This is a genomic window from Nonomuraea sp. NBC_00507 (assembly GCF_036013525.1).
In the GTDB taxonomy this organism is placed as follows: Bacteria; Actinomycetota; Actinomycetes; order Streptosporangiales; family Streptosporangiaceae; genus Nonomuraea.
The window spans coordinates 314215-339286 of sequence record NZ_CP107853.1 but is presented as its reverse complement, the minus strand read 5'-3'; the positions used below and the strand labels follow the sequence as shown (position 1 = coordinate 339286).

The 25072-nt window shown below is 70.4% G+C and carries 28 protein-coding genes; 15 read left to right on the top strand and 13 right to left on the bottom strand.

Features of this window, described 5'->3' with window-relative positions:
- The first annotated feature begins 53 nt into the window (after positions 1–53).
- The 5 genes from OHA25_RS01730 (at position 54) to OHA25_RS01710 (ending at position 7746) form a co-directional block, all read left to right on the top strand.
- The gene (locus OHA25_RS01730; protein WP_327585873.1) at positions 54–3023 is read left to right on the top strand and encodes an ATP-binding protein; all 2970 of its coding nucleotides are present in this window, start codon (positions 54–56) and stop codon (positions 3021–3023) included.
- Positions 3024–3138: 115 nt separating this feature from the next.
- Positions 3139–4368, top strand: coding sequence for a Mur ligase family protein (locus tag OHA25_RS01725; RefSeq protein WP_305914957.1), 1230 nt, complete (start codon positions 3139–3141; stop codon positions 4366–4368).
- Positions 4358–5071: a type 1 glutamine amidotransferase gene (locus OHA25_RS01720; RefSeq protein WP_305914958.1), complete on the top strand. Its 714-nt coding sequence runs from the start codon at positions 4358–4360 to the stop codon at positions 5069–5071. The genes OHA25_RS01725 and OHA25_RS01720 overlap by 11 nt, the downstream gene beginning before the upstream one ends.
- A gap of 235 nt (positions 5072–5306) precedes the next feature.
- Positions 5307–6095, top strand: a complete 789-nt coding sequence (locus OHA25_RS01715; RefSeq protein WP_327585872.1) for an ArsR/SmtB family transcription factor — start codon at positions 5307–5309, stop codon at positions 6093–6095.
- 160 nt (positions 6096–6255) lie between these two features.
- Positions 6256–7746, top strand: coding sequence for an amidohydrolase (locus OHA25_RS01710; protein ID WP_327585871.1), 1491 nt, complete (start codon positions 6256–6258; stop codon positions 7744–7746).
- Positions 7747–7755: 9 nt separating this feature from the next.
- Here the strand turns inward: OHA25_RS01710 and OHA25_RS01705 are convergent, their stop codons facing one another.
- Positions 7756–8118 (bottom strand): DsrE family protein, encoded by a 363-nt coding sequence (locus tag OHA25_RS01705; RefSeq protein WP_305914979.1) that lies wholly within the window; start codon positions 8116–8118, stop codon positions 7756–7758.
- Positions 8119–8222: 104 nt separating this feature from the next.
- On the opposite strand from OHA25_RS01705, the gene OHA25_RS01700 reads away from it, so the two are divergent.
- From OHA25_RS01700 to ygfZ, 4 genes are all read left to right on the top strand, one after another.
- Positions 8223–8711 carry an FABP family protein gene (locus tag OHA25_RS01700; protein WP_327585870.1) on the top strand — a complete coding sequence of 163 codons (489 nt, stop codon included), beginning with the start codon at positions 8223–8225 and terminating at the stop codon, positions 8709–8711.
- The gene (locus tag OHA25_RS01695; RefSeq protein WP_327585869.1) at positions 8708–9004 is read left to right on the top strand and encodes a DUF2470 domain-containing protein; all 297 of its coding nucleotides are present in this window, start codon (positions 8708–8710) and stop codon (positions 9002–9004) included. The genes OHA25_RS01700 and OHA25_RS01695 overlap by 4 nt, the downstream gene beginning before the upstream one ends.
- A 336-nt stretch (positions 9005–9340) precedes the next feature.
- Positions 9341–9754 carry a Fur family transcriptional regulator gene (locus OHA25_RS01690; protein WP_327585868.1) on the top strand — a complete coding sequence of 138 codons (414 nt, stop codon included), beginning with the start codon at positions 9341–9343 and terminating at the stop codon, positions 9752–9754.
- A gap of 42 nt (positions 9755–9796) precedes the next feature.
- Positions 9797–10735 carry a CAF17-like 4Fe-4S cluster assembly/insertion protein YgfZ gene (ygfZ, locus tag OHA25_RS01685; RefSeq protein ID WP_327585867.1) on the top strand — a complete coding sequence of 313 codons (939 nt, stop codon included), beginning with the start codon at positions 9797–9799 and terminating at the stop codon, positions 10733–10735.
- Positions 10736–10761: 26 nt separating this feature from the next.
- On the opposite strand, the gene dtd is transcribed toward ygfZ, so the two are convergent.
- On the bottom strand, positions 10762–11187 hold the full coding sequence (gene dtd / locus OHA25_RS01680) for a D-aminoacyl-tRNA deacylase (RefSeq protein ID WP_327585866.1): 426 nt from the start codon (positions 11185–11187) through the stop codon (positions 10762–10764).
- Positions 11188–11247: 60 nt separating this feature from the next.
- Between dtd and OHA25_RS01675 the strand changes: the two genes are divergently transcribed.
- Complete coding sequence (locus OHA25_RS01675; protein WP_327585865.1) at positions 11248–12156, top strand: asparaginase; 909 nt, start codon at positions 11248–11250, stop codon at positions 12154–12156.
- 14 nt (positions 12157–12170) lie between these two features.
- On the opposite strand, the gene OHA25_RS01670 is transcribed toward OHA25_RS01675, so the two are convergent.
- Positions 12171–13778, bottom strand: a complete 1608-nt coding sequence (locus OHA25_RS01670) for a DUF2207 domain-containing protein (protein ID WP_327585864.1) — start codon at positions 13776–13778, stop codon at positions 12171–12173.
- Between the two features lie 19 nt (positions 13779–13797).
- Entirely contained in the window at positions 13798–14886 is a 1089-nt protein-coding gene (locus OHA25_RS01665) for an FAD-dependent monooxygenase (RefSeq protein WP_327585863.1), read from the bottom strand.
- A gap of 106 nt (positions 14887–14992) precedes the next feature.
- Between OHA25_RS01665 and OHA25_RS01660 the strand changes: the two genes are divergently transcribed.
- Positions 14993–15901, top strand: coding sequence for a GntR family transcriptional regulator (locus OHA25_RS01660; protein WP_327585862.1), 909 nt, complete (start codon positions 14993–14995; stop codon positions 15899–15901).
- 35 nt (positions 15902–15936) lie between these two features.
- On the opposite strand, the gene OHA25_RS01655 is transcribed toward OHA25_RS01660, so the two are convergent.
- The 6 genes from OHA25_RS01655 to OHA25_RS01630 form a co-directional block, all read right to left on the bottom strand.
- On the bottom strand, positions 15937–16671 hold the full coding sequence (locus OHA25_RS01655) for an alanyl-tRNA editing protein (RefSeq protein WP_327585861.1): 735 nt from the start codon (positions 16669–16671) through the stop codon (positions 15937–15939).
- 16 nt (positions 16672–16687) lie between these two features.
- Positions 16688–17050 (bottom strand): DUF2516 family protein, encoded by a 363-nt coding sequence (locus tag OHA25_RS01650; RefSeq protein ID WP_327585860.1) that lies wholly within the window; start codon positions 17048–17050, stop codon positions 16688–16690.
- Positions 17051–17171: 121 nt separating this feature from the next.
- Positions 17172–17603: a hypothetical protein gene (locus OHA25_RS01645; protein WP_327585859.1), complete on the bottom strand. Its 432-nt coding sequence runs from the start codon at positions 17601–17603 to the stop codon at positions 17172–17174.
- Positions 17604–17606: 3 nt separating this feature from the next.
- Positions 17607–18101 carry a helix-turn-helix domain-containing protein gene (locus tag OHA25_RS01640; RefSeq protein WP_327585858.1) on the bottom strand — a complete coding sequence of 165 codons (495 nt, stop codon included), beginning with the start codon at positions 18099–18101 and terminating at the stop codon, positions 17607–17609.
- A 61-nt stretch (positions 18102–18162) separates the two neighbouring features.
- A complete protein-coding gene (locus tag OHA25_RS01635) occupies positions 18163–19068 on the bottom strand; it encodes a M56 family metallopeptidase (RefSeq protein ID WP_305914993.1) in 906 nt (301 codons plus the stop codon).
- A complete protein-coding gene (locus OHA25_RS01630; protein WP_305914994.1) occupies positions 19065–19421 on the bottom strand; it encodes a BlaI/MecI/CopY family transcriptional regulator in 357 nt (118 codons plus the stop codon). Before OHA25_RS01630 ends, OHA25_RS01635 begins: the two co-directional genes overlap by 4 nt.
- A gap of 54 nt (positions 19422–19475) precedes the next feature.
- Between OHA25_RS01630 and OHA25_RS01625 the strand changes: the two genes are divergently transcribed.
- Complete coding sequence (locus OHA25_RS01625; RefSeq protein WP_327585857.1) at positions 19476–19979, top strand: O-acetyl-ADP-ribose deacetylase; 504 nt, start codon at positions 19476–19478, stop codon at positions 19977–19979.
- Here the strand turns inward: OHA25_RS01625 and OHA25_RS01620 are convergent.
- Together OHA25_RS01620 and OHA25_RS01615 are read right to left on the bottom strand one after the other, a co-directional pair.
- The gene (locus OHA25_RS01620; protein WP_327585856.1) at positions 19976–20770 is read right to left on the bottom strand and encodes a class I SAM-dependent methyltransferase; all 795 of its coding nucleotides are present in this window, start codon (positions 20768–20770) and stop codon (positions 19976–19978) included. The two genes, OHA25_RS01625 and OHA25_RS01620, sit on opposite strands and share 4 nt — an antisense overlap.
- Positions 20767–21507, bottom strand: a complete 741-nt coding sequence (locus OHA25_RS01615) for an SDR family NAD(P)-dependent oxidoreductase (protein ID WP_327585855.1) — start codon at positions 21505–21507, stop codon at positions 20767–20769. The genes OHA25_RS01620 and OHA25_RS01615 overlap by 4 nt, the downstream gene beginning before the upstream one ends.
- Before the next feature lie 173 nt (positions 21508–21680).
- Between OHA25_RS01615 and mshA the strand changes: the two genes are divergently transcribed.
- From mshA to OHA25_RS01600, 3 genes are read left to right on the top strand one after another with little or no spacing between them, the layout of a single operon-like run.
- A complete protein-coding gene (gene mshA / locus OHA25_RS01610; protein WP_371825735.1) occupies positions 21681–22919 on the top strand; it encodes a D-inositol-3-phosphate glycosyltransferase in 1239 nt (412 codons plus the stop codon).
- An 11-nt stretch (positions 22920–22930) separates the two neighbouring features.
- On the top strand, positions 22931–23410 hold the full coding sequence (locus OHA25_RS01605; protein ID WP_327585854.1) for a YbjN domain-containing protein: 480 nt from the start codon (positions 22931–22933) through the stop codon (positions 23408–23410).
- A gap of 23 nt (positions 23411–23433) precedes the next feature.
- Positions 23434–24177, top strand: coding sequence for a phosphoglyceromutase (locus tag OHA25_RS01600; protein ID WP_327585853.1), 744 nt, complete (start codon positions 23434–23436; stop codon positions 24175–24177).
- A 57-nt stretch (positions 24178–24234) separates the two neighbouring features.
- Here the strand turns inward: OHA25_RS01600 and OHA25_RS01595 are convergent, their stop codons facing one another.
- A complete protein-coding gene (locus tag OHA25_RS01595; protein ID WP_327585852.1) occupies positions 24235–25041 on the bottom strand; it encodes an alpha/beta fold hydrolase in 807 nt (268 codons plus the stop codon).
- Positions 25042–25072: the final 31 nt, after the last annotated feature.

The following is a 25072-nucleotide window of genomic DNA, read 5'->3' as shown; positions in this document are numbered from 1 at the left end:
GAGCTGACGGTTGGCGGAGTTTGACAAAGAAACCGTCTGTGGGGGATTGAAATATGCAGCCGAGCGTCTCGCTGAGCGGGCCCTGGTACCGGATCCAGTCCATCGCCGCGCCCTCGCGAAGCTCGTCGGCGGAGTGGGATTTCGTCACCGTGCTGCCCGCCGTGTTGTCGGCGGCACAGCGCGACCGGCCGTTCGTCATCGGCTGGCTGTCACGGGGTTCCGGGGCGCCGCTCGAGCTCATCACCAACGCGGGCCCGCTGTCGCCGCCGCGCCAGCCGCGCCGGGCCACCGACACGCCAGGCAACCCGAGCGGGCCGCAGCCGCTGCTGTTCCCCGGTGGGGCCCGGGGCGTGCAGCTGTCGGACGAATACCTGGCCGACCTCGCCGACCTGGTGTGGACGCCGTGCCCGGGGCGCCAGGCGCCGCCGCTGGGCAGCCGGGAGAAGGGCGACCCCGACGAGCTGACGCGACCGACGCTCTTCGAGGCGACGCTGGTCACGCTCATGTCCCGGCCGTTCGCGTGGCTGGTGGTGGCCGAGCCGACGGACCTGCTGGACGCCGAGGTGGCGCACCTGCGTACCCAGCTCAACGTGCTCAGGCAGTACGGAGACGCCTCCGAGCGCTCCCGTTTCGACGCCGAGCGGGCCGAGCGGCGCATGCAGGAGCTGGACGCGTTCAGGGAGGCGGGGCTCTGGAACGTACGGGTGCTGGCCGGCGGGGCCACCGCCGACGAGCTGCGGCAGATCGCGCCCGTGCTGGTCGGCTCGGTGGAGATGAGCCACCACCCCTACCGGCTGCGGAGCTCGCACGGCGCGGTCTACTCGCTGTCGGAGGCTCTCGCGATCACCATGCAGGATCCCGCCGACGGCGCCGCCGCCCCGTTCGCCGCCACCGCGGGAGCGCTCGCGGCGCTGGCCGGGCTGCCCAGGCGGGAGGTGCCCGGCGTACGCGTCCTCGACTCGGGCTTCTTCGACGTGACCTCCGAGGCCGAGGGCGGCGAGCTGGAGCTGGGGGAGATCCTCGACGGGCAGGACCGGGGCGTCGGGACGTTCCGGGTGCCGCTGGCCACCCTCAACAGGCACGCGTTCGTCACCGGGGCGACCGGCTCGGGCAAGTCGCAGACGGTCAGGCACCTGCTGGAGCAGCTCAGCAGGGCACGCATCCCGTGGCTGGCCATCGAGCCGGCCAAGTCCGAGTACGCCGCCATGGCCGGCCGCGTCGAAGAGCCGGTCACCGTGATCAACCCGTCGGCGCCGGACGGCGTGCCGTTCAGCATCAACCCGCTCGAACCCGAGCCGGGCTACCCGGTCCAGGCCCACATCGACATGGTGAGGGCATTGTTCATGGCCGCCTTCGACGCCGAGGAGCCGTTCCCGCAGATCATGTCGCTGGCTCTGCAGCGCGTCTACGAGGCCACCGGCTGGGACGTCGTCACCGGCGGCGCGATCCCCGGCTCCAACGTCCCGCCCAGCGTCCCCACCCTCGAACAGCTCCAGCAGCACGCCATGGACGTGATCAAGGAGATCGGGTACGGCCGCGAGGTCCAGGCCGACGTCGAGGGCTTCATCTCGCTCCGGCTGCGGTCCTTGAGAGTCGGCTCGGCCGGGCGCTTCTTCGAGGGCGGCCACCCCGCCGACATCGGCGGCCTGCTCGAACGCGACGTCGTCCTGGCCATCGAGGACGTGGCCAACGACGAGGACAAGGCGTTCCTCATGGGCACGCTGATCATCCGGATCGTCGAGCACCTGCGGATGCGGGCGCGTAAGGAGAAGACCCACGAGCTGCGCCACGTCATCGTGATCGAGGAGGCCCACCGGCTGCTGCGCGACCGCGGCCACGGGCGGGCCTCCACGCATGCCGTGGAGCTGCTGGCCGGGCTGCTCGCCGAGATCAGGGCGTACGGCGAGGGCATCGTCGTGGCCGAGCAGATCCCCACCAAGCTCGTCTCCGACGTCGTCAAGAACACCGCGCTCAAGGTCGTGCACCGGCTGCCCGCCGAGGACGACAGGAAGCTCGTCGGCGCCGCCATGAACCTGAGCGAGGAGCAGTCCCGGCACGTGGTCTCGCTCCAGCCGGGCTCGGCCGCGGTCTTCGCCGACGGGATGGACCGGCCCCTGCGGGTCCGCGTACCGCTCGGCGAGTCCAGGGAGAAGGTCCTGCCCGGCCCTCCGCCGCCCATCCGGGGCCGCAGGTCGGCGGCGTGCGGCGCGCAGTGCCACACCGGGCAGGCGTGCACGCTCGTCGAGCTGCGCGAGGCGGACGTGCTCGCCGACGCCCCGGACTGGGCGTGGCTGCGCATCTGGTGCGACACCGTCGTCCTCGCCTACGTCAGCAACCGGCCGCTCCCCGGAGTGCCCCGCGCCCTGTCCGCCGCCTGGTCCGACCTGCCGGCGCGGCGGCGCGAATGCCTCCTGGCCACCCTGATCGAGCGTGCGGTGCAGCGCCGCGCCTGGTCGTTGCGCACCTGGTTCAACCCCGCACTGCTCACCGAGAAGGCCGCGGAGACGGCCACACGCCTGCTCGCGGGCCTCGACGGCGGGGGCGAACGTCCTGGGGCGTCGTGGGTCATCCCCCAGGTGCGGTGGCTGCACGAGGTGGACAGGCTCTTCCCGTACGACCGGCCCGCCCCGAACCTGCGTGACCCCGCCCCGCCCATGGAGTACACGCTCTTCCGCTCGCCCAACGGCAACGGCTCCGCCCCTGTGGATCGGGTGCACACGGAGCTGCTCGGCCATCGGGCCAAGGCGCTGCGGCACCACCCGCTGTCGATGGAGGTGGATCGCAACCGGGCGCTGGCCTGGCGGGTCATCTTGGGGGACGACGAGAACGAGAGCGTGCAGCGGGACATCACGACCGTCGCGATCGGCATCGAGTCGTCGACCCGGATCCGGCACGTGGGGCAGACCATGGGGGCCGGGTGGCTGGAAGGCGTGCTGTCCTGGCCGCGGCGCTTCGTCCTGCCGTTCGACCACGGCGGCGTCCCCGAGATCACCTTCGCTGAGCCCTCCCCGACGCTGCCGTAACGGGTTGGTGCCCCGCCCGCACCGGTGCGAGCGTTCGACCCGGGGCTGCCAAACGAGACCGTGTTTACGCGCGCGTCTCCAGAGTTGTGGCCAACGCCGACTAGGATCCATGGGCATGACCCAGCTTCCTCTGCGGGCTCAGCTCGCCAGCGCCCTGGGACGCAGTGCCGCCACGCTGTCCAGGATGACCGGGCGCGGCGACGGCTCGGTGATCGGCGGGCGGGTCGGCCTGTTGCTCGAGCCCGACCTCCTGCGCAAGCTGGCCCACGATCGCAAGCTGGCCCTGGTCAGCGCCACCAACGGCAAGACCACCACCACCAGGCTGATCACCTCGGCGCTGCTCGAGCTCGGCGAGGTGGCGACCAACGCGTTCGGCGCCAACATGCCGGCCGGCCACGTCTCAGCGCTGTCCCAGCACAAGGCCGCCCCCTACGGCGTGCTGGAGGTGGACGAGAAATACCTGCCCGAGGTCCTCGACACGACTGGCGCAGGCGTCGTCTGTCTCATGAACCTCAGCCGCGACCAGATGGACCGCGCAGCCGAGATCTGGCTGCTGGCCCAGAAGTGGCGCAGGGCGCTGTCGGGCAAGCCCACCCACGTCATCGCCAACTGCGACGACCCGCTCGTCACCTGGGGCGCCTCCACGGCCGCCAAGGTCACCTGGGTCGCCGGCGGGCAGCGGTGGAAGGAAGACTCCTGGTGCTGCCCCGAGTGCGGCGGCCCGCTCGACCGCAAGGACGCCTTCTGGGCCTGCCGCGAGTGCACGTTCCACCGGCCGGAGCCGCAGTGGGCGCTGGACGACGAGGTGGCCGTCGACCCGCGCGGGCAGCGGTGGCAGCTGGACATCCAGCTTCCCGGCCTGGCCAACCGCTCCAACGCGGTGATGGCGCTGGCGGTCGCGGAGGCGTTCGGGGTGCCGGTGGAGCGAGCGCTGCCCCGGCTGCGCGAGGTCACCTCGGTGGCCGGCCGCTACACGACGGTCGAGCGCGAAGGGCGCCACGCCCGGCTGCTGCTGGCGAAAAACCCGGCAGGCTGGCTGGAGGCGTTCGACGTCGCCGACCCGCAGCTGCCGATCATCCTCTCGGTCAACGCGCAAGGCCCTGACGGCCGCGACACGTCCTGGTTGTGGGACGTCGACTACCGCATCCTGCGCGGCCGTCCCGTCTTCGTCACCGGCCAACGCCGCCTCGACCTGGCCCTCCGGCTCGACGTGGCGGACGTGCCGTTCACCCTGTGCAACACGTTCTCGGAGGCGCTGGCCATGCAGCCGCCCGGCCGGGTCGACGTGATCGCCAACTACACCGCCTTCCAGCAGATCCGATCGGAGTTCGGTCGTGCCGTCTGACAGCGTCCTGCGCATCGTCTGGATCTATCCCGACCTGCTGAGCACGTACGGGGACCAGGGCAACGTCCTCGTCCTGGAGCAGCGGGCGCAGCGCCGGGGAATCCAGACGGAGACGATTCACGTACGGTCGGCGGACCCGGTCCCGGAGAGCGGCGACATCTACCTGATCGGCGGCGGCGAGGACCGGCCCCAGATCCTGGCCGCCCAGCGCCTGCGCAAGGACGGCGGCCTCCACCGCGCCGTCGCCTCCGGGGCCGCCCTGCTGGCGGTGTGCGCCGGTTACCAGATCATGGGAAGCACGTTCGGCGGCGAAGAAGGCCAGCCCGTGGACGGGATCAGCCTTCTCGACATCGCCAGCTCCCGCGGCCCCGCCCGGGCGGTGGGCGAGCTGGTCGCCGAGGTGGACGCCACGCTCAACCTGCCGACGCTGACCGGATTCGAAAACCACATGGGTGTCACCCACCTGGGTCCCGGCGTCAGGCCGCTGTCCAGGACGATCAAGGGCGTCGGGAACGGTGACGGCTTCGAGGGTTGCTACGCGGGCCACGTGGTCGGCACATACCTGCACGGGCCGGCGCTGGCCCGCAACCCCGCGCTGGCTGACCTGCTGCTGTCGTGGCGGGCCGGGCAGCTGGCCCCGCTCGACGACTCCCGCTACGAGGCCCTCCGCCAGGAACGCCTGGCAACCGTCCTGCAGGACTGACCTTCGCGCTCGGGTCATGACCTATGTGCCATGGCCCGAGCCCGCCAACCGCGCATGATCGTCCGTCGGTCCGAGGTTCCTCAGCGGGACATGCTCAAGATCGCCGCGAGATACACCGCCACGTCCAGCAAGCCAACCCCTCGACCTACGTTCCGCTGTGCATGATTGACATGCAGCTGTTTGGCTGCCTATTGTGATTATGCAGTCAAACGGCTGCATGTTGGGATGGCGGTAGATGGACGAGGTTTTCAAGGCGCTGGCCGACCCTAGTCGCCGCAGGTTGCTGGACAGCCTGAACGCCCGCAACGGGCAGACCCTGCGCGAGCTGTGCTCCGGCCTGGACATGGCCAGGCAGTCGGTCAGCAAGCATCTGGCCGTGCTCGAGGCGGCCAACCTGGTGACCACGGTGTGGCGCGGGCGGGAGAAGCTGCACTACCTGAACGCCGTGCCGATCAACGCCATCGCCGAACGCTGGATCAACCAGTACGACCGCCAGCGGGCCGGCGCGCTGGCCGATCTCAAGACCGCATTGGAGGGCACGCACGTGGATGGCACCGACTTCGTCTACACGACGTACATCAACACCACGCCCGAACGCCTCTGGCAGGCGCTGACCGACCCGGCCTTCACCGAGCGCTACTGGGGAGCCGTCCTGGAGTCCGACTGGAAGGTCGGCTCGACGGTGACCTATAGGCAGGGCGGCGTCACGATCGAGGACCCCGAGCAGGTCGTGCTGGAGGCCGAGCCCGGCCGCCGCCTGGCCTACACCTGGCACTCCTTCACGCCGGACTTCGCCAAGGTCTTCGGCTTCGACGCCGACGATGTCGCCAAGTGGGCCGCGGAGCCGCGGTCCACGGTGACGTTTGACATCCAACCGCAGGGCCGGATTGTCAAGCTGACAATCGTGCACGGCGGCTTCGAACCCGGAAGCGCCGTCAGAGAGTCGATCAGCGAGGGCTGGCCGGCGATCCTGTCCAGCCTCAAGACGCTGCTGGAGACAGGAGAGACCTTGCCGCAAGAGTAAGAAGCATGCTCCTGAGGGCGGCGGCGTCCCGCCTTCGGGCGACCCGTAGGGTGGCCAAGGCAAAGCTCAGCCAGGACAATTCCGCCGTTGACACGCTGGACGGCCGCAACGCGGCGCTCGCTCGCGCGATGCGCATGGTCTGGACACCGGAGGAGGGTGCATGAACGACGGCTCAACGCTGGTCCGCGCGGCCCGGCTCGGCCGGGACGACACGTTCGGCGACGTGTTGCTCTCGGGCGGGCGGGTGGCGCGCATCGGCCAGAGCATCCCCGCCGAGCCGGGCTGGGAGGTGGTGAACGTCGACGGCCGGATGATACTGCCCGGCCTTTGGGATCACCACGTCCACTTCGACCAGTGGACCCTGGCCAGGCAACGCCTGGACCTGTCCGGAGCGTCGTCGGCAGCGCAGGCCGTCCGGCTGGTGGCGGAACGACTGCGCGCCAAACCGCCAGAGGAAGGTCTTCCGCTGGTGGGCTACGGGTTCCGGGACGCGTTGTGGCCGGACACGCCCCATCGTGACCTGTTGGACGCCGTGACCCCGGCGGACATCGCCGTGGTTCTGGTCAGCGGAGACCTGCACTGCTGCTGGGTGAACTCCGCCGCAGCCCGGCGGTACAGCCATGCCGATCATCCGACCGGCATCCTGCGGGAAACGGAGTGGCAACCGATCGGCGAGGAACTCGCCGACCTGCCCGCGCCGCTGCTCGACGGGTGGGCGAGGGAAGCCGCCGCCGCGGCGGCCGCGCGTGGCGTCGTCGGCGTCGTCGAGCTGGAGGCGCCCTGGTCTCTGGACGCGTGGGTACGCCGGGTGCGCGACGGTAACCGGATGTTGCGGGTGGCCTGTGGCGTCTGGCCGGGGCGCCTGGATGAGGCGATCAGCCGAGGGCTGCGCACCGGTGACGTGATCCCCGGCACCGACGGGCTGGTCGAGATGGGGCCGTTCAAGGTGATCACGGACGGGTCGCTCAACACGCGAACGGCCTACTGCCACCACCCTTATCCGGGGCTGGAGAAGGGCGAGCACCCGTACGGCATGCTCCTCGTCCCACCGGACGACCTCGTGAAGCTGATGAGCAAGGCCTGGTCGCACGGACTGCGGCCGGCCGTGCATGCGATCGGTGACCATGCCAACACGCTCGCGCTCGACGCGTTCGAGCAGGTCGGCGCGCGTGGCAGCATCGAGCACGCGCAGCTGCTCGACCGATCGGACCTGGATCGGTTCGCCGCGCTCGGTGTGGTCGCGAGCGTCCAGCCGGAGCACGCGATGGACGACCGCGACGTGGCCGACCAGGTGTGGGCAGGGCGGACGGATCGGGCGTTCGCGTTCGGCGCCTTGCAGGCGGCGGGCGCTGCTCTGGCCCTGGGCTCCGATGCCCCGGTCGCTCCGCTGGACCCGTGGATCTCGCTCGCGGCGGCCGTACACCGGAGCCGGGACGATCGGGAGCGGTGGCACGCGGAGCAGGAGATCCCGGTGGCGCAGGCCCTGGCGGCCTCCACCCGCACGGGCAGGGCGAGGCTCGCGGAGGGAGATCCCGCTGACCTCGTCGTGGTCGACGCCGACCCCTACACTGCCTCGGCCGCCATCCTCCGCCAGATGCCCGTCGCCGGCACCATGCTCGGCGGCCGCTGGACCTGGCGGAAGGGGATCTGACCCGGGCCGTCAGTAGACCAGGGCCTGGGCCCCCTCGGCGGTCACTTCCTCCACGAACGCCGGTGCGCCGGCGATGCGGACCCCGTCGATGAGGTCGTCCACCGTGATGTTCCTGCGGGCCGCGCACTGCGTGCAGAGCGTCACCCGGCCGCCGGCCAGGATGGCGTCGAGCAGGTCCGTGAGCGGAGCTGCGTGCGGCAGGCTGAACTCCTTGGCCCGCCCCGGCAGCGCGAACCACGACGACTCGCCGGTCAGCCACAGGGAAACGGGGACACCGCTCGCGAGTGCGGCGGCGGCGACCGTGAACGCCTGGTTGCAGCGCTCCGGGGCATCCGCCCCGGCGGTCACCTTGATCACCAGTGATCGTGCCATATCCGTCACCCTAACGCGCACTGAGCGAGCATGCGGATCGAAGCAGAGCTCAAGGCCGTGATGCTTTGCCGTACGGGCACGAAGCGCCACTACGCTTGGGGAACATGGAAGAACCTGAGGTGCACCCTGATCTGGAGCCGATCGCCTTCCTGCTCGGCCGTTGGGAAGGCGCGGGTGTGGGCGGCTACCCGACGATCGAGAGCTTCAACTTCGGGCAGGAGATCGAGTTCGGCCACAACGGCAAGCCGTTCCTGACCTACGTGAGCCGCACCTGGCTGCTCGACCAGGACGGCAACCGAGTCAGGCCGCTGGCCACGGAATCGGGATACTGGCGGCCGCAGCCGGACCGGCAGATCGAGGTGGTGCTGGCGCACCCGACCGGGATCGTCGAGATCTACATCGGCGAGGTGATCTTCCACAAGATCGAGCTGCGTACGGACGTCGTCGCGCGCACCGCCACGGCCAAGGAGTACACGGCGGGACACCGGCTGTACGGGCTGGTCAACGGCAATCTCATGTGGGCCTATGAGATGGCCGCCGTCGGGCACCCCCTGACGGACCACATGTCGGCCGAGTTGAAGAAGGTGGCATGAGCACTCCCTTCACCGCTGACGCCGTCGAGGCGATCAAGCGCCACATGAACGACGACCACGCCGCCGACTCCCTGATCATCGTGCGGGGCCTCGGCGGGCGGCCCGGCGCGACCACGGCGCTGACGAGCGACGTCGACGCCGAGGCGATCGAGTTCACGATCGACGGCGGGGAGCGGGTCCGGGTGCCCTGGGGCGAGACGCTCACCGAGCGCGCCCAGGTGCGCAAGGCCGTGGTGATGCTCTATCGCGAGGCATGCGGCAGGCTCGGCCTGCCGGTCAGAGGTGAACATTGAAGAAGGGCCCCAGGCATCACTCCGCCTGCGGTGCAGGCGGGCCGGATGGACCATGGTCGGGATCAGAGTCCCGCCCTCCGGCTGCCAGGGGCCCCGGTGGTTGCCTCGAATTCGCCAACGTCAACGAGACGAGACAAAGTTGTCCGCGACGTTAGCGGACAACCACCTCGCTAGCCCGACTATGAGAAACCATTATTCGGACCACCTCCTTTCTGCGTACTCACGAAGCTATGCGGTCGTCCGCGGACGGGGCAAGTGAATATCCCCGCGTCGTACGGTGGACCGCGTTCAGCGGTCCACCGCAGGCAGCGGACCGTTGCGCCTAGACTCGGGGGCATGACCGAGACGCAGTGGCACGAGGAACTTCGCGCGAAGGGCTACCGGGTCACACCACAGCGCCAGCTCGTCCTCGAGGCGGTCAAGGAGCTGGAGCACGCCACGCCCGAGGAGATCTGCGTCAAGGTCCGGGAGACGGCGCGCGGGGTCAACATCTCGACCGTCTACCGCACGCTGGAGCTGCTGGAAGAGCTGGGTCTGGTGACCCACACGCATCTCGGCCACGGGGCGCCGACCTACCATCTGGCGGCCGAGGCCGATCACGTGCACCTGGTGTGCCGGGGGTGCGACGAGGTGTTCGAGGTGCGGCCGGAACTGGCCGAAGGGCTGGTCCAGGGCCTCGACGATGAGTTGGGGTTCGCGGCCGACGTTCATCATCTGACCGTTTTCGGGCGCTGCCGAAACTGCCGGTAGCCGTTGTCGGGCGCCGCCGCCGCTGCGGATAGCCTGGAGTGCATGCGTAGCCCTCTGCTCGATCTCCCCGGCGCCGTAGCGGCAGACGCGCCGGATTCCGACGTAGCCGCGCACTACGGCGATCTGTACGCCGAGCAGCGCGTGCTGGCCAAGGGCGAGGCGGTCGTCGACCGCAGCAACCGCGAGGTGGTCCGGATCTCGGGCGCCGACCGGCTGAAATGGCTCAACGACCTGACCTCGCAGAAGCTCGACACCCTGAAACCGGGCGAGTGGACGCAGACGCTGGACCTCGACCTGCAGGGCCGCGTGCAACACCACCTGACGCTGGTGGACGACGGCGAGAGCGTGCTGGCCCACGTCGAGCCGGGCACCGCGCAGAGTCTGATCGACTATCTCGACCGGATGCGGTTCATGCTCCGCGTCGAGGTGTCGCGGGCCGATGACCTGGCCGTGCTGTCCACGGCCACGGAGGACTTCCTGGTGCCGCGCGCGGAGCTGGCCGACCACCTGGGCAAGCCGCTGGCGGGGCTGTGGGCGTACGAGGCGCTGCGGATCGAGGCGCACCACCCGCGGATGGGGTTCGAGACCGACCACAAGACCCTCCCGCACGAGGTGGGCTGGATCGGCGCGGCCGTGCACCTCAGCAAGGGCTGCTACCGGGGCCAGGAGACGGTGGCCCGGGTGCACAATCTGGGGCATCCGCCGCGCCGCCTGGTGTTCCTGCACCTCGACGGCAGTGTCGACACGTTGCCCCCGCACGGCGCACCGGTGATCTTCGAGAGCCAGGAGGTCGGCGTGGTCGGGTCGGCCGCCCGGCACCACGAGCTCGGGCCCATCGCGCTGGCGGTGATCAAGCGTACGGTGCCGGTGGACGCGCCGCTGCTGGCCGGCGGGGTCGCGGCGGCCCAGGAGGTCGTCGTGCCGCCGGACGCGGGTCGCAACGTCTCCATCGACCCGTCGCTGCGACGTCGCATCCGCTAAAACCGCCGCTGCGACGTTCGCATCCGCTAAATATCGACGACGAGGGTGATCGGGCCGTCGTTGACGAGGGACACCTTCATGTCCGCGCCGAAGACGCCCGTCTCCACCTGCGCGCCCAGGCCGCGCAGCTCGTCCACGACGGCGTCCACCAGCGGCTCGGCGACCGGCCCAGGGGCGGCCGCCTGCCAGGTGGGCCGCCGGCCCTTGCGTGCATCCCCGTATAGGGTGAACTGACTGATCACCAGGAGCGGCGCGGACACGTCCGAGCAGGACTTCTCGCCGTGCAGGATGCGCAGACCCCAGAGTTTGGCGGCGAGCTTGGCGGCCTCGGCCCGCGTGTCCGTGTGCGTGACGCCCACCAGGACGAGCAGGCCGGGCTCGGTTATCGCCCCGACGGTCCGGCCTTCGACCTCGACGGACGCTGCACTCACTCGCTGCACCACTGCTCGCATGGGATCCCATTCTGGCCCAGGTGAAACCCTCCGTAGACTCATGCCGGAAGGGATGGGGAAATGTCGTTGATCGTGGAAGTTGTCCGGTCCGGGTTCGTGGAGTCCACGCATCAGGCTCGCATGCTGACCGTGGACGCGGAAGGCCGCCCGGTCGAGGCGCGAGGTGCGGTGCACGTGCCTGCCTCGCCACGGTCGTCGATGAAGCCGCTCCAGGCGCTCGGCATGCTCCGCAGCGGGCTGCGGCTGGAGGACGAGCTGCTCGCGCTGGCCTGCGCCTCGCACTCGGGTGAGCCGTTCCACGTGGACGGCGCCAGGAAGATCCTGGCGGGGGCGGGGCTGGAGGAGTCGGCGCTGCGGTGCCCCGAGGACTACCCGTTCGACCGTACGGTCACCGAACGCGGCCGCGTCTTCATGAACTGCTCCGGCAAGCACTCCGCCATGCTCGCCACCTGCGTGCTCAACGACTGGCCGCTCGAGAGCTATCTGGAGCCCATGCACCCGCTGCAGCGGGCGATCAGGGAGACCGTCGAGGATCTGACCGGGGAGCGGGTGGCGGCCTCGGGGGTGGACGGGTGCGGGGCGCCGCTGTTCTTCGTGTCGATGCTGGGCGTGACGAAGGCGTTCCGGGCGTTCCCCATGTCGTCGCCCGACTCGTACGAGCGCAAGATCTTCGACGCCATGCGCGCCTACCCGGAGTGGACGTCCGGCACCGGCCGCCCCGAGGCCAAGCTCATGCGTGCGCTGCCCGGGCTCATGCTGAAGGCCGGGGCGGAGGCGTTCGACGCGTTCGTGTTCGAGGACGGGCGGGCGGGCACCGTGAAGATCGAGGACGGTTCGGCGCGCGCCCGCGTGCCCGTCACGGTGGCGGCGCTGCGCTCGCTGGGGCTGGACGCCCCTGAGCTGGCCGAGCTGGCCGCTCCGCCGGTGCTCGGCGGGGGCCACCCGGTCGGCGAGGTACGGCTCCGCTAGAGCGTGCGGATCCGTTAGAGGGTGCGGAACTGACGGGTCGCGGAGATCGCCCCCGACGTGGTCGTGGTGAACGTCCGCATCGAGCCGGCGAACTTGGACAGGTCCCACTCCGCGGGCCCGTGATACCAGTAGAGGTTGTCGGCCTGGCTGCCGTTGCCGGTGACCGAGGCCACCACGCGCGACCAGTGCTCCACCCCGTCGAAGATCACCGCATAGGGCAGGTAGCGGGAGAAAAGCTCCACCCGGTGCTGCTCGGGCACGGTGCCCAGCTCGCCGGAGAACAGGTATTCACGGAACTTCATGGTGTGCGCCATCGCCGCGGAGCCCTTGGCGGTCTTGGCCGGCATGTATTGGCCGCCGACCGCCAGCGCACCGCCCGCGATGATCACGGCCAGGCCCAGCAGCCCGTACGTGGTGAACCACGCCAGCGCCACGGTGGCCAGCAGGCCCACGCCGATCAGCACCACGCCGATCGTGGTCCACCTGGTGCGCTCGGTGTCCGGGCGGCGGGCGAACCAGCCCTGCTTGACCACGTCGGCGTACAGGGCGTCGCGGACCTTGCCCAGATGGGCCGCGAACGAGCCGGACAGCTGCGACAACAGCACCATGTCCCGGCCGTCGAAGATGGCGTCGTAGAGCGCCCGCTCGTACGGCAGGAGCGCGTTGACGGGTGCGGTCGGCAGCCTGACCAGCAACCAGTCGGGCGCGTCGTAGGTCTGGCGGGGCTGCTCGTCGATCCGCAGGTAACCGCGGACGGCGAGGTCCACGATCGTGGCGGTCACGTCGACCACATCGGCCTGCTCGTCCACGAGCGTGCCGATCTGGCCGGGACGCACTCCGTCGGGCGGTGAGAAGTGCCCGTTCTGCACGGGATTGACGGTGCCCTGCTCGTGGCCGACGACCCGGGCGTCGCGGCCGCGCGTCCAGTAGAGCAGGCCGACGCCGCCGAGCAGCAGCACCAGCAGGCCCGCCAGGGCGCCCCCGGTGACGGTGTCCAGGGTGAACGCGGCGGCTAGCGAGAAACGTTTCTCCAGGATGGGGGCCCCGCCGCTGGAGCCCTTCGGGTATCCCACGACGACGGTCAGGGCCTGGCCGGGCGCGATGTTCTCCTGCTCGAAGTCGGCCTGGGTGGCGGCGTGGTCCATGGACGCGGCCGTGCACCCGATGGCCGAGGTCAGCTCGCCGGCGAAGCAGGACAGGTTCTGGACCAGGCCCGGGCCGCCGACCTTGACCGTGGCCTTGTCGACCTGCTGGTTCCAGCCGTTCACCGCGAACCAGCGCAGCTCCTCGACGCCGCCTGAGCTCGTCACCGCGCCCTTGACGTCGTACTCGACGGTCTGGCCGGTCACGGTGAGCACGTCGCCGGCGAGCGTGCCGCCCTTGACGTTCGAGATCTGGTAGAGGCGGTCGTAGCTGTCGTCGTACCGCGTCCTGGAGAGGAACGTGCGCTTCAGCCCGCCCGAGCCGCCGCTGATCTTCTCGACCACGTGCAGCGTGCCGTCCTTGCCCAGGGTCATCGTCACGTCGGTCGTGATCCCGGCCGCCGTTGCCATGGCGGGGGCGGCGGTCAACGTCAGAGCGGTGGCCCCGAGGGCGGCCATCGTGAGTCTGATACCCGTCATGGCGGCAAATCGTATCGGTTCAGTCCAAGACGATGCCGTTCGCGGCCAGTTGAACGCTCTCCGGCGCGGCCCCCTGGCCGGGGTTCTCGACGGCGAGCGCCTGATTCCGCGCGACGAAAGGCCGCATCCGCTGCTCGTAGCGGTCGAACGCGGTGGCCGGGTCCGAGCCGAGCTCCTGCGCCAGCACGTACGCCCCGACCATGGCCAGACTCGTGCCCTGCCCGGACAGCGGCGTGGCGCAGTAGCCCGCGTCGCCGACCAGCGTCACCCGGCCGGCCGACCAGCGGTCCATCTTCACCTGGGCCATGGCGTCGAAGTAGAAGTCGTCGGCCGCCCACATGGCCGCAAGCAGCTTCGGAACCTCCCAGCGCATCCCGGAGCAGTGCTCCTGGATCAGCCGCTTCTGCTGCTCCACGTCACGGTGGTCGTAGTCGATCGGGCCCGCGCCGAACCCCAGGTTGACCCGCATCACGCCGGCGTCCCGGTCGCTGAAGACCGCGCCGCCGACGTCGCCCTCGCGGAACCAGGTCTGCCAGTGGTCCAGGCCGAGGAAGTTCGGCGCGGTGAAGATCGAGACGTACATCCCGAGGTGCTCCAGGAACCGCTCCTCCGGGCCGAACGCCAGCCGCCGCACGGTGGAGTGCAGTCCGTCGGCGCCGACCACGTAGTCGTAGCGAGCCTGCCTGCCGCTCTCGAACGTCACGTCCACGCCGTGGGCGTCCTGGGCGAGGGTGGCGATCGAGTCGCCGTACACGTAGCCGGCGTCGGCGGCCGAGATGACGAGGGCGGTCAGGTCGTCGCGCAGGATCTCGATATCGGGGCTGTCGAAGGCGCCGCCGCTGATCGTCCCCTCGGTGCTGCGCATGATCTCGTTGCCGTCGCCGTCCACCATGGACATGCCGCGCATGGTCGTACGGAGCGCTCTGGCCTGCTCCAGGATGCCCATACGGTCGGCCACGGTGAGCGCGGCGCCCCTGATGTCGATGGCCTGGCCGCCCTTGCGCGGCGCCGGGGCACGCTCGACGACCGTCACCTCGGCACCCTGCCGCCGCAGCCAGTAGGCCAGGACGGGACCGCCGACGCTCGCACCGGAAATGAGCACCTTCACGATCTGACTCCTCTTGTTGACGTTGTACGCAGAACTGAATGTACGTCGTACATACAGCAGTTAGCAACGGTATGCTGGGAAGATCTGTACTAGTACAGGAGGTCAGATGGACACTCCGCCCTACGCGCGGATCGCGGGCGACATCAAACGGCGCGTCGCGGATGGCAGGCTCCGGCCCGGGGACCGGGTGCCGTCCACCAGGCAGCTCGCCAGGGACTGGGGGGTCGCGCTGGCCACCGCCGCCAAGGCGCTGGCGGTGCTGGCCCAGGAGGGCGTCGTGGTCGCCGAGCCCCGGGTGGGGACGGTCGTGGCGGAGCGGCGCGAGGGGCGGGCGGCCCGGCGTCCGGAAATTTCTGGATCTGACGGGATGCGGGAGCGCATCGTACGGGCGGCCATCGAGCTCGCCGACGCCGAAGGGCTCCCAGACGTGACCATGCGGGCGATCGCCGACCGGCTGGGCATGGCCACCATGTCCCTCTACCGCCATGTCGGCAGCAAGGACGACCTGATCCTGCTGATGGTCGACGCCGCGATCGAAGACTTCCCGCTGCCCGCCGAGCGGCCGCCCGGCTGGCGGGCCGCGTTCGAGACGACCGCGCGCCTGCAGTGGGCCGCCTACCGGGCGCACCCGTGGATGGCCGGGATCACCTCGCTGTTCCGGCCGCTGCCCTCAGCAGGTCTGATCAAGCACACCGAGTGGGTCATGGCGGCGCTGGCGGGCACCCACCTGGACGCCACGACGAAGATGAACCTGCACATCCTGCTCTACAGCCACGTCCAGGGCATCGGCGCCAACCTCGAGCTGGAGCGCCGGGCACGGGCCGCCACTGGCCTCACCGACGAGGAGTGGCTGAGCGGGCAGGACGACCGGATGCGCGCGATCAGCCAGTCAGGCGGCTACCCCGCCTTCGCCGAGCTCATGGCCGAGCTGGGCGATTTCGACCTCGACCTCGACCGGCTCTTCGAGTTCGGCCTCGGCCGGCTCCTCGACGGCTTCGCCAAGGTGATCGGTTAGCCGCTGTTCGTGGCGGAGGAACGCAAGCGACGGCGCTAGTCGGAGATCTGGATGCGCAAGCGCCGGAAGCCGCGCCCCTTGCTCTCGATCTTGGCCACCTTGATGTGGCCGATCTGCTTGGTCGAGGCCACGTGGGTGCCGCCATCCGCCTGGGTGTCGAGGCCGACGATGTCGACGATGCGCACGTCCTGGACGGTCTCCGGCACCAGGTTGGTGGCCGTGCGGATGATGTCGGGGATGGCGAACGCCTCCGCGCGGGGCAGCACCTTCACGTCGATGCGCCGGTCGGCGACGATCTCGGCGTTGCAGGCGTCCTCCACGCCCTCCTTGAAGCCCGCAGGCACCTCGGGCAGGTTGAAGTCCATCCGGGCGCTGAGCTCGTCCATGTTGCCGCCCGTGACCAGACAGCCGTAGTCCCTGAACACCACCCCGCACAACACGTGCAGTCCGGAGTGCGTGCGCATCAGGGCCGAGCGGCGCGCGTCGGCCACCGCCCCCGTCACCACGGTGCCCACGGGCGGGATCGGGTCGCCCTCAGCCGGGATCAGGCAGAGATCGTCCCCTTTGCGCACTCCGACGACGCGCGTCTCCACGCCCTGCCAGATCAGCACGCCGTGGTCGGCCGGCTGGCCGCCGCCTCCCGGATAGAACGCCGACTTGTTGAGCACGATGCCCTCGGGGGTGGCATCCAGCACGACGGCCTCGAAGTCCCGGAGGGTCTGGTCCGCCAGTTCCAGCCGGTGCGTACGTCCGTGGAGGTCGTAGGTCATGCCGAAAGCCTAGCCATCACCACGGGCCGTAGGGGCCGCTGTTGCCCCGGCCCATGCCCTTGACGGCGGGCTTGACGTCGACGATGTAGACGGTGGCGGCGATGACGGCCAGGATCGAGAACAGCCCGAGGCCGATGCCGATGAACTGGACGGTGCCGACGATCAGGAAGGCATTGAGGTAACTCCAGGCACCCGCGCCGGAGAACAGCGTCGCCAGCGCCGTGATGAGCAGCCAGAGCTCCTTCTTCAGCTTGCCTGCCGAGATGAACGCGTTCTTCGGCACCCGCAGCGCGTGTACCAGTGCATAGACCGACATGCCGAAGATGACGGCGGCGAGCACCAGGAAGAGAAGGTTGAAGACTCCGTTGATCAGATTCATGTTGTTGGCTCCGCCCAACGCCGCGATGAAATCGGCCCCAGCCTAATAGGCGGCCCGGTCAACCGGGCACCCCGAAGCGAAAAGGCCCGCTTCCACCGGGGATGCGGGCCTTGCCGTCATATCAGGCCTTCGTCGTGCGAGTCGTGCGAGGGGTGCGGGTCGTCGAGCGCGTCTTCTTGGCCGGCTCGGCGACGGCCGGCTCGGCGGCCTCCGACAGCTCTTCCAGCTCGAGCGCGGCCTCGCCGGACGCCTTGCTGACGACCTTGCGGCCGCGCGTGGCGAAGTCCTCGTAGACCTCGGTGGCCCTGTGGCCCAGCTGGTCGGCGTATTCGCGGGCCTTCTCGGGCAGGTCCCTGGCGAAGCCCTCGGCCTTGTCGGCGTACGCGCGGGTGCGCTCGGGCAGCTCCGAGACCAGGTCATAGCGGCGGGACTGGAGCTTGCGCAGCTGCTCGGGCAGCTCGCGCAGCTTCTCCACGGCGTAGTCGCCGGCGCCGGCGACCGCGTAGAACGGCTTGGACTCGGTGAGCTTCTTGACCTCGGTGGCGAGCGTCATGGGTTAACCTTCCTTGGTTTCCTGGGTGGCGTTGCCGTTGCGTGAGGTCGCCGCATAGGGCTCAAGTGCGGCGAGAAACTCCTCGGGCAGCGGCTCATCGTCGTCCGATCCGGAGACGTGCCGAGGGTGAGCGTTCTGGGAGGTTTGCTCATCCTCGGCGCGCTTCTCTTTGCGGAATGACTCGTAAATGTCGATCAGCACCTGGCGTTGCCGCTCGGTGAGATTGGTGTCGGCCCTGATGGCAGAGATCACGTCGCTCGGCGGTTCGCGGTCCTCGATGAGGCCCGCCTGCACGTAGAGCGCCTGCGAGGAGATGCGCAGACCCTTGGCGATCTGGTTGAGGATCTCCGCGCTCGGCTTGCGCAGCCCGCGCTCGATCTGGCTGAGGTAGGGATTGGAGACCCCAGCCGCCTCGGCGAGCTGGCGCAGGGAGATCTTCGCCTGCTGCCGCTGCTCGCGGATGTATTCACCGATCGAGCCGACTTTGGGTAGTGCCATGGCTCTAGTCTGCCTCGCGGTGCTTGCAATTGCAAACACAATGGTTAACGGGAGCAAGCAGTCAGAGCTGGATAATCCACAGGAAGGGAGCAGCGGTGACCAATATCACAGAGAGCGTGATGTACCCGTAACGCACCGACACGGCCAGCTCGGGACCCGGCTTGACCAGGCGGTCCACTCGCGCCATGACGTTGTGGGCGTGCAGGCCCAGCATGCCGTGCGGGGTCGGCATGGCCCCGGCCGTGCCGAACCTGAGCAGCGCCGTGGCCAGCCGGCGCGGCGAGCAGTAGCGCCGGGCGCGGTCGTCGGCGGCCATCTCGATGAGCAGCTCCACCTGTGCCTGCGCGTCGGCCACGACCTTCGACCAGGGCAGCGCCCTGCGCAGCGCGGCGAACGGCAGCAGCACCAGGTCGTGGCGCTCCCGTACGTGCGCGACCTCGTGCGCCAGCACGGCCGCCAGCTCGTCCTGCGACAGCAGCTTGCGCGCGCCTTCGCTGACCACGACCTGCGAACGCAGCCCCGGCACGCAGTAGGCCGCCGCGCTCGGGTGGTCGAGCACCCGCACCCCCGGCATGGCGGGGTCGTCGTGGGCGATCAACGCGAGCAGCATGCGGTGCCGCCGCCGCGCCCGCAGCGCCTGCACCCCGGCCGTGAGCAGCACGGCGACCAGCACCGCGAGCGCGGTGATGCCCGCGATCATGGCCAGCACGTGCAGCGCGTCCCAGGGAGCGAGCGGCCTTTCGCCGCGCGCGAACGCGATGAGCCCGGGCAACACGCCCAGGCCATAGGGCTGGACCGCGTACGCCAGCATGGCGCCGGTCGTGGCCAGGCCCCAGGCCACGCCCAGGGACTGCCAGAGAATGATGGCCAGCCGGGGCGCGCGTGAGGTCCACCGGGCCGTCGTGAAACGCCAGGAGCCGACCGCGCACGCCGTGGCGAGCGCTGCCAGCGCCGCTGCCGTGATCACTCTTCCTCCAGCTCCGTGAGGGCTCTGCGCAGGATCTCCGCCTCCGGTCCTGACACGGCCTGGGCGAAGCGGGTGAGGGCGGCCGAGCGGTCGCCCGTCAGGTCCAAGGCTTCCAGCATAAGCTCGGCGACGTATGCGTCACGGCTTTCCGCCGGCTGATATCTCCATGCGCGGCCGTCGCGCGTCCGCTCCAGGAATCCCTTGCGGGTGAGGCGGTCGAGCACGGTCATGACCGTCGTGGGGGCAAGGTCGCGGTCGGCAATGAGCCTGCCGACCTCGCGGGCGGTCAACGCCGTGTGCTCCGCCCAGAGGATGTCCATGATGCTGCGCTCGAGTTCGCCAAGACCCTTCACGCCCTTCAGGGTAGCTCTACAACCTGTCGAGCTGGCATCCGGGATGCTGGTGAGATGGATATCACGCTGGTCCAGGGGGACATCACCGAGCAGCGGGTGGACGCCATCGTCAACGCCGCGAACTCCTCGCTCATGGGCGGCGGGGGCGTGGACGGCGCCATCCACCGCCGCGGCGGCCCGGAGATCCTTGAGGAGTGCAGGAAGCTGCGCGCCTCCCACTACGGCAAGGGATTGCCGACGGGGCGGGCCGTGGCGACCACGGCTGGGCGGCTCCCGGCACGGTGGGTGATCCACACGGTCGGGCCGGTCCACGCCAAGTCGGAGGACCGGTCGGAGTTGCTGGCCTCCTGCTACGTCGAGTCGCTGCGCGTGGCCGACGAGCTAGGGGCCAGGTCGGTGGCTTTTCCCGCGATCTCGACCGGCCTCTATGGCTGGCCCATGGATGACGCGGCCCGCATCGCGCTGGACGCGGTGCGGCAGGCGGACACGTCGGTCGAGGATGTCAGGTTCGTGCTGTTCGATCGCTCGGCGTACGACGTGTTCGCCTCGCGGCTCTAGCCGCGAGGGTCCACCGCCGACCAGGGCAGCGTCAGCTCGCCGAGCCGCCACCTGGCCGCACCGCCCAGCGGCGGCCGCGCGGGCACCGGCCAGGAGCCGGCCAGCACCTGCACGGCGGCCAGCCACCGCTGCCGCGCCCCATGCGCGCCATACGGCGCGCTGACGGCCCACGCGCGGTCGAAGTCGCGCAGGAACGTGTGGATCCGCTCACCGGGGACGTTCCGGTGAATGAGCGTCTTCGGCAGCCGGTCCGCCAGGTCGGAGGGCCGTTCGAAGGCGTCGAACCGGGCCGAGAACGTGATCGTCTCGGGCCCCCGGGACGACAGTCCCACCCACACCGCCCGCCGCCCGTTCTCCGACGACGTCCCCTCGACCAGCACGCCGTACGGGGCCAGCCGGCCGCGCAGCACGTCCCAGTAGCGCCAGGCCTCCACCTCGGAATACTGGCGTAGCACGTTGAACGCCCGGACCAGAACCGGTGGCCGGGACACGGGCAGCTCGAAGCCGCCGAGCCGGAAGCTCAGCCCCTCCCGCTCGTACGGCTTCGCCAGCGCCACCCTGGCCGGGTCGATCTCGATCCCCACCACCTCGACCCCGGGCGAGACCCGGCGCAGCCGGGTGAACAGCTCCAGCGTCGTGGCATGCGAGGCCCCGTAGCCCAGGTCCACCACCAGCGGCCGATCGACCGCCCGCAGCCGCCGCCCGTGCACCGCCGCGATCCAGCGATCGCAGCGCCGCAGCCGGTTGTGGGCGGTCGTCCCCCTGGTGACGGCGCCGACGGGCTTGCTCACGTGACGCGGTGCACCCGGTGCTGGGCCGCCTGGGCGCGGGGACGGATGATCAGGCGGTCGATGTTCACGTGGGACGGCCTGGTCACGCACCACGCGATGGCGTCGGCCACGTCGTCCGAGCTCAGCGGGTCCGGCACGCCCTGGTAGACGCGCGCCGCGGCCGCCTCGTCCCCGCGGAACCTGGTGACCGCGAAGCCCTCGCTCTTCACCATGCCCGGCGCGATCTCCACGATCCGCACCGGCTGCCCGACCAGCTCCAGGCGCAGCGTCTCGGTCATCGACGTCTGGGCGTGCTTGGCCGCGCAATAGCCGCCCCCGCCCTCGTACGACACCAGACCCGCCGTCGAGGTCAGCATCACCAGCACGCCGTCGCCCGACTCGATGAGCTTGGGCACGAAGGCCTTGGCCATGCGCAGCGAGCCGAGCACGTTGACGTCGTACATCTGCTGCCAGTCCTCCAGCCGCCCGCCCGCGACCGGCTCCAGCCCGAGCGCGCCGCCGGCGTTGTTGACCAGCACGTCGCAGCGATCGAGCGAGGCCGCCAGCGCGTCCACCGACTCCTGCGAGGTCACGTCGAGCGTCACCGCCCTGATCAGCGGCTCTTCCCCGGCCAGCTTGTCCAGCCGCTCGCGCCGCCGCGCGCCCGCCACCACCTCATAACCCTCGGCGGCGAGCCGGCGGGCCGTCGCCTCACCGATTCCACTGCTCGCCCCGGTCACCACAGCCGTTTTCCGCATGGACCTCATCCTGCCAGCCCCCGCCCGGCTCGCCCTCGCGGCCGGGCGTCTCTCACCTCTCGCCACCCCACTGTGACCGTCTGTCGGGAATGTCGGAAAAATTTCCATGGTTATAACGCTCTTGGAGGTGGTGTCGAGTGAGGCGACGGGTCAGCCGGGTCGCGACCATCAGCATGCACACATCGCCCCTGGACCAGCCCGGAACGGGCGACGCCGGGGGCATGAACGTGTACATCGTCGAATCCGCCAAGCTGCTGGCGCAGCTGGGCGTGGAAGTGGAGATCTTCACCCGGGCGACCGCGCGCGACCTGCCACCCGTGGCCGAGCTCGCCCCCGGCGTCCTCGTCAGGCACCTGACCGCCGGGCCGTACGAGGAGATGGACCGCGCCGACCTGCCCGGGCAGCTGTGCGCCTTCCTGTCGGAGGTGCTGCGCACCGAGGCCATGTACGACCCCGGCCGCTACGACGTCATCCACTCCCACTACTGGCTGTCCGGCCAGGTCGGCTGGCTGGCCAAGGAACGCTGGGGCGTGCCGCTCGTGCACACCATGCACACCATGGCCAAGGTCAAGAACCTCCTGCTCGCCGCCGACGACAAGCCGGAGCCGCAGGCCCGCGTGGTCGGCGAGGAACAGGTCGTGGAGATCGCCGACCGCCTCGTGGCCAACACCGCCGACGAGGCCCAGGAGCTGATCGACCTGTACGGGGCCGCCGAGGATCGCGTCGCCGTCGTCAACCCCGGCGTCAACCTCACCGTCTTCCGCCCCGGCTCGCAGGCCGCCGCCAGGGACCGGCTCGGCCTGCCGCTGGGCGCGCACGTGCTGCTGTTCGTGGGCCGCATCCAGCCGCTCAAGGCCCCCGACGTGCTGCTGCGCGCCGCCTCCAGGATGCTCATCGAGGACCCGTCGCTGCGGGAGCGCCTGGTGATCGCCTGCGTGGGCGGCCCGTCGGGCAACGGCCTGGCCCGGCCGTCCATCCTCACCGAGCTGGCCACCGAGCTGGGCATCTCCGACGTCGTACGCCTCGTGCCCCCGGCCGCCCAGCACGAGCTGGCCGACTGGTACCGGGCGGCCTCCGTCACCGTCGTGCCCTCCTACAGCGAGTCGTTCGGCCTCGTCGCGCTGGAGTCCCAGGCCTGCGGCACACCCGTGGCCGCGGCCGCCGTCGGCGGCCTGCGCACCGCCGTCAGGGACGGCGTCTCGGGCCTGCTCGTGGACGGCCACGACCCCGCCGAATGGGCTCAGGCGCTCCGCAGCTTCGTCACCGCCCCGCACTGGCGCGACCAGCTCTCGCGCGGCGCGCGCACCCACGCCGCCGCCTTCGGCTGGCAGGCCACCGCGTCGCGGCTGGTGGAGGTGTACGCGGGCGCCATCGCGAACCTGCACAAGACGCCTGTGGCCGTCAATCTGTAGCGTGCACTTCTATGCGCGATGTCGTCGAAGCCGCGCTCAAGGCCGCGGACGTCTCCTATGACGAGCCGCGGCCGGGGGCGTTCCTCGTCAAACTCCCGGGCCAGCACAAGCTCGCCACCATGACCTGGCTGATCGTGGGGGAGCGGGTGCTCCACGTGGAGGCGTTCTTCTGCCGCCAGCCCGACGAGAACCACGCCGAGTTCTACCGCTGGCTGCTGGAGAAGAACGGCTCCATGTACGGGGTGCACTTCTCGCTCGACCCCGTGGGTGACGTCTACCTCGTGGGCCGGGTGCCGCTGTCGGCCGTCACCGAGGAGGAGGTGGACCGGCTGCTCGGCTGCGTGCTGACGTACTCCGACGACTGGTTCGACCGGGCCCTGGAGCTGGGTTTCGCCTCCTCCATCAGGCGGGAGTGGGCGTGGCGGGCCAAGCGGGGCGAGTCGCTGGCCAACCTGCAGGCGTTCGCCCGCTTCGCCGACCCCGACCGCTGAGCCGAATCCGTAGGATTGGGCCCATGGCGACTTTGGTGCTGCTACGGCACGGCGAGAGTGACTGGAACGCTAAGGGGCTGTTCACCGGTTGGGTGGACGTGAGCCTCTCGGCCAAGGGCGAGGACGAGGCCCGCCGCGGCGGCAAGCTCCTCCTGGAAGCGGGGCTGCGCCCGGACATCGTCCACACCAGCCTCCTGACCAGGGCGATCCAGACGGCCCAGCTGGCGCAGGCGGAGGCCGACCTGCTCTGGCTGCCGGTCAAGCGCAGCTGGCGGCTCAACGAGCGCCACTACGGTGCGCTGCAGGGCAAGAACAAGGCGCAGACCCGCGAGGAGTTCGGGGACGAGCAGTTCATGCTGTGGCGCCGCTCGTATGACGTGCCGCCGCCCCCGATCGCCGACGACGACGAATACTCCCAGGCCGGAGACCCCCGCTACGCCCTCCTGCCGCCGGAGCTCAGGCCGCGGACGGAGTGCCTGAAGGACGTGGTCGACCGCATGTTGCCGTACTGGTACGACGAGATCGTGCCGGACCTGGCGGCCGGGCGGACCGTCCTGGTGGCGGCGCACGGCAACTCGCTGCGCGCCCTGGTCAAGCACCTGGACGACATCAGCGACGAGGACATCGCCGGGCTCAACATCCCGACGGGGATCCCGCTGCTCTACGAGCTGGACGCCGAGTTCCGGCCGCTGCGGCGCGGTGGCGAATACCTGGACCCGGAGGCCGCCAAGGCCGCCATCGAGGCCGTGGCCAACCAGGGCCGTTGACGGTAGTCACGGCGTCGGCGGCGTGCCCGCGGACCGGGCCGCCGCCGAAGCCGTGGCTCAGCCCGCCAGCACCTTCCGCAGCACGTCCGCGCACTCCACGGGCCGCTCCAGGAACCCGCCGTGCTCGCCTGGGAACTCCACGGCCGGCGTGCCGAGCAGCTCGGCCAGCGCGACCGACGTCCGGTACGTGACCAGATGGCCGGACTCCACCCCGATGCCGACCACGACGCGGGCCGGACCTGCCGTCAAGGCGGCCGCGTCCGGCACGTACCGGGTGGTGCCGCGCAGCTCGTGGAGGAAGAAATGGGCGCTGTTGGCCAGGTCCTGCGGCGTCGGCTCCTGCGGGCCGTCGGGCGCGCCCTCTGCCTCCAGGTCGTAGCCCGCAGAGATCATGAACTTGACCCAGGCGGCCCCGACGCCCTCCCGCTGGTAGGTCGCGATGATGTCCTCCACCCCGGCCCGCCGCTCGGCGGCATCCGGCAGCAGCTCCAGGACGGGAGGCTCGTGCGCGATCAGCGTGCGCACCCGCCGCGGATGCCGCTGGACCAGCGCGAGCCCGGTCACCGCGCCGCCGCTGCTGCCGAACACGTCGGCGGTCTCGGCCCCGAGCGCGTCCATGATCGCGGCGACGTCGTCGGCCCGCAGTTCGGGTGTGGAGTCCTGCTCGGGGTCGTCGAGCGTGCTGCCCGAGATGCCCCGCGGGTCGAGGGTGACCACGGTGTGGTCGCCCGCGAGCGCGTCGGCGAACGGTGTGAACGCCGCGGCGTCCATCGGCGATCCGATGACGAAGAGCAGCGGGCCCGTGCCGCGCACCTCGTAGTGGAGATGCGCGCCGGGTACGTCGAGGGTGTGCGTGGTGGCCATGGCCGGTCGTCCTTCCCTTCGGGGTCGTCGA

Excerpts from the sequence above, each read along its gene's own strand:
- OHA25_RS01730 (WP_327585873.1), top strand. The coding sequence starts at position 54 with ATGCAGCCGAGCGTCTCGCTGAGCGGGCCCTGGTACCGGATCCAGTCC.
- OHA25_RS01725 (WP_305914957.1), top strand. The coding sequence starts at position 3,139 with ATGACCCAGCTTCCTCTGCGGGCTCAGCTCGCCAGCGCCCTGGGACGC.
- OHA25_RS01715 (WP_327585872.1), top strand. The coding sequence starts at position 5,307 with ATGGACGAGGTTTTCAAGGCGCTGGCCGACCCTAGTCGCCGCAGGTTG.
- OHA25_RS01710 (WP_327585871.1), top strand. The coding sequence starts at position 6,256 with ATGAACGACGGCTCAACGCTGGTCCGCGCGGCCCGGCTCGGCCGGGAC.
- OHA25_RS01705 (WP_305914979.1), bottom strand. The coding sequence starts at position 8,118 with ATGGCACGATCACTGGTGATCAAGGTGACCGCCGGGGCGGATGCCCCG.
- OHA25_RS01700 (WP_327585870.1), top strand. The coding sequence starts at position 8,223 with ATGGAAGAACCTGAGGTGCACCCTGATCTGGAGCCGATCGCCTTCCTG.
- OHA25_RS01695 (WP_327585869.1), top strand. The coding sequence starts at position 8,708 with ATGAGCACTCCCTTCACCGCTGACGCCGTCGAGGCGATCAAGCGCCAC.
- OHA25_RS01690 (WP_327585868.1), top strand. The coding sequence starts at position 9,341 with ATGACCGAGACGCAGTGGCACGAGGAACTTCGCGCGAAGGGCTACCGG.
- ygfZ (WP_327585867.1), top strand. The coding sequence starts at position 9,797 with ATGCGTAGCCCTCTGCTCGATCTCCCCGGCGCCGTAGCGGCAGACGCG.
- dtd (WP_327585866.1), bottom strand. The coding sequence starts at position 11,187 with ATGCGAGCAGTGGTGCAGCGAGTGAGTGCAGCGTCCGTCGAGGTCGAA.
- OHA25_RS01675 (WP_327585865.1), top strand. The coding sequence starts at position 11,248 with ATGTCGTTGATCGTGGAAGTTGTCCGGTCCGGGTTCGTGGAGTCCACG.
- OHA25_RS01670 (WP_327585864.1), bottom strand. The coding sequence starts at position 13,778 with ATGACGGGTATCAGACTCACGATGGCCGCCCTCGGGGCCACCGCTCTG.
- OHA25_RS01660 (WP_327585862.1), top strand. The coding sequence starts at position 14,993 with ATGGACACTCCGCCCTACGCGCGGATCGCGGGCGACATCAAACGGCGC.
- OHA25_RS01655 (WP_327585861.1), bottom strand. The coding sequence starts at position 16,671 with ATGACCTACGACCTCCACGGACGTACGCACCGGCTGGAACTGGCGGAC.
- OHA25_RS01650 (WP_327585860.1), bottom strand. The coding sequence starts at position 17,050 with ATGAATCTGATCAACGGAGTCTTCAACCTTCTCTTCCTGGTGCTCGCC.
- OHA25_RS01645 (WP_327585859.1), bottom strand. The coding sequence starts at position 17,603 with ATGACGCTCGCCACCGAGGTCAAGAAGCTCACCGAGTCCAAGCCGTTC.
- OHA25_RS01640 (WP_327585858.1), bottom strand. The coding sequence starts at position 18,101 with ATGGCACTACCCAAAGTCGGCTCGATCGGTGAATACATCCGCGAGCAG.
- OHA25_RS01625 (WP_327585857.1), top strand. The coding sequence starts at position 19,476 with ATGGATATCACGCTGGTCCAGGGGGACATCACCGAGCAGCGGGTGGAC.
- OHA25_RS01615 (WP_327585855.1), bottom strand. The coding sequence starts at position 21,507 with ATGCGGAAAACGGCTGTGGTGACCGGGGCGAGCAGTGGAATCGGTGAG.
- mshA (WP_371825735.1), top strand. The coding sequence starts at position 21,681 with ATGCACACATCGCCCCTGGACCAGCCCGGAACGGGCGACGCCGGGGGC.
- OHA25_RS01605 (WP_327585854.1), top strand. The coding sequence starts at position 22,931 with ATGCGCGATGTCGTCGAAGCCGCGCTCAAGGCCGCGGACGTCTCCTAT.
- OHA25_RS01600 (WP_327585853.1), top strand. The coding sequence starts at position 23,434 with ATGGCGACTTTGGTGCTGCTACGGCACGGCGAGAGTGACTGGAACGCT.
- OHA25_RS01595 (WP_327585852.1), bottom strand. The coding sequence starts at position 25,041 with ATGGCCACCACGCACACCCTCGACGTACCCGGCGCGCATCTCCACTAC.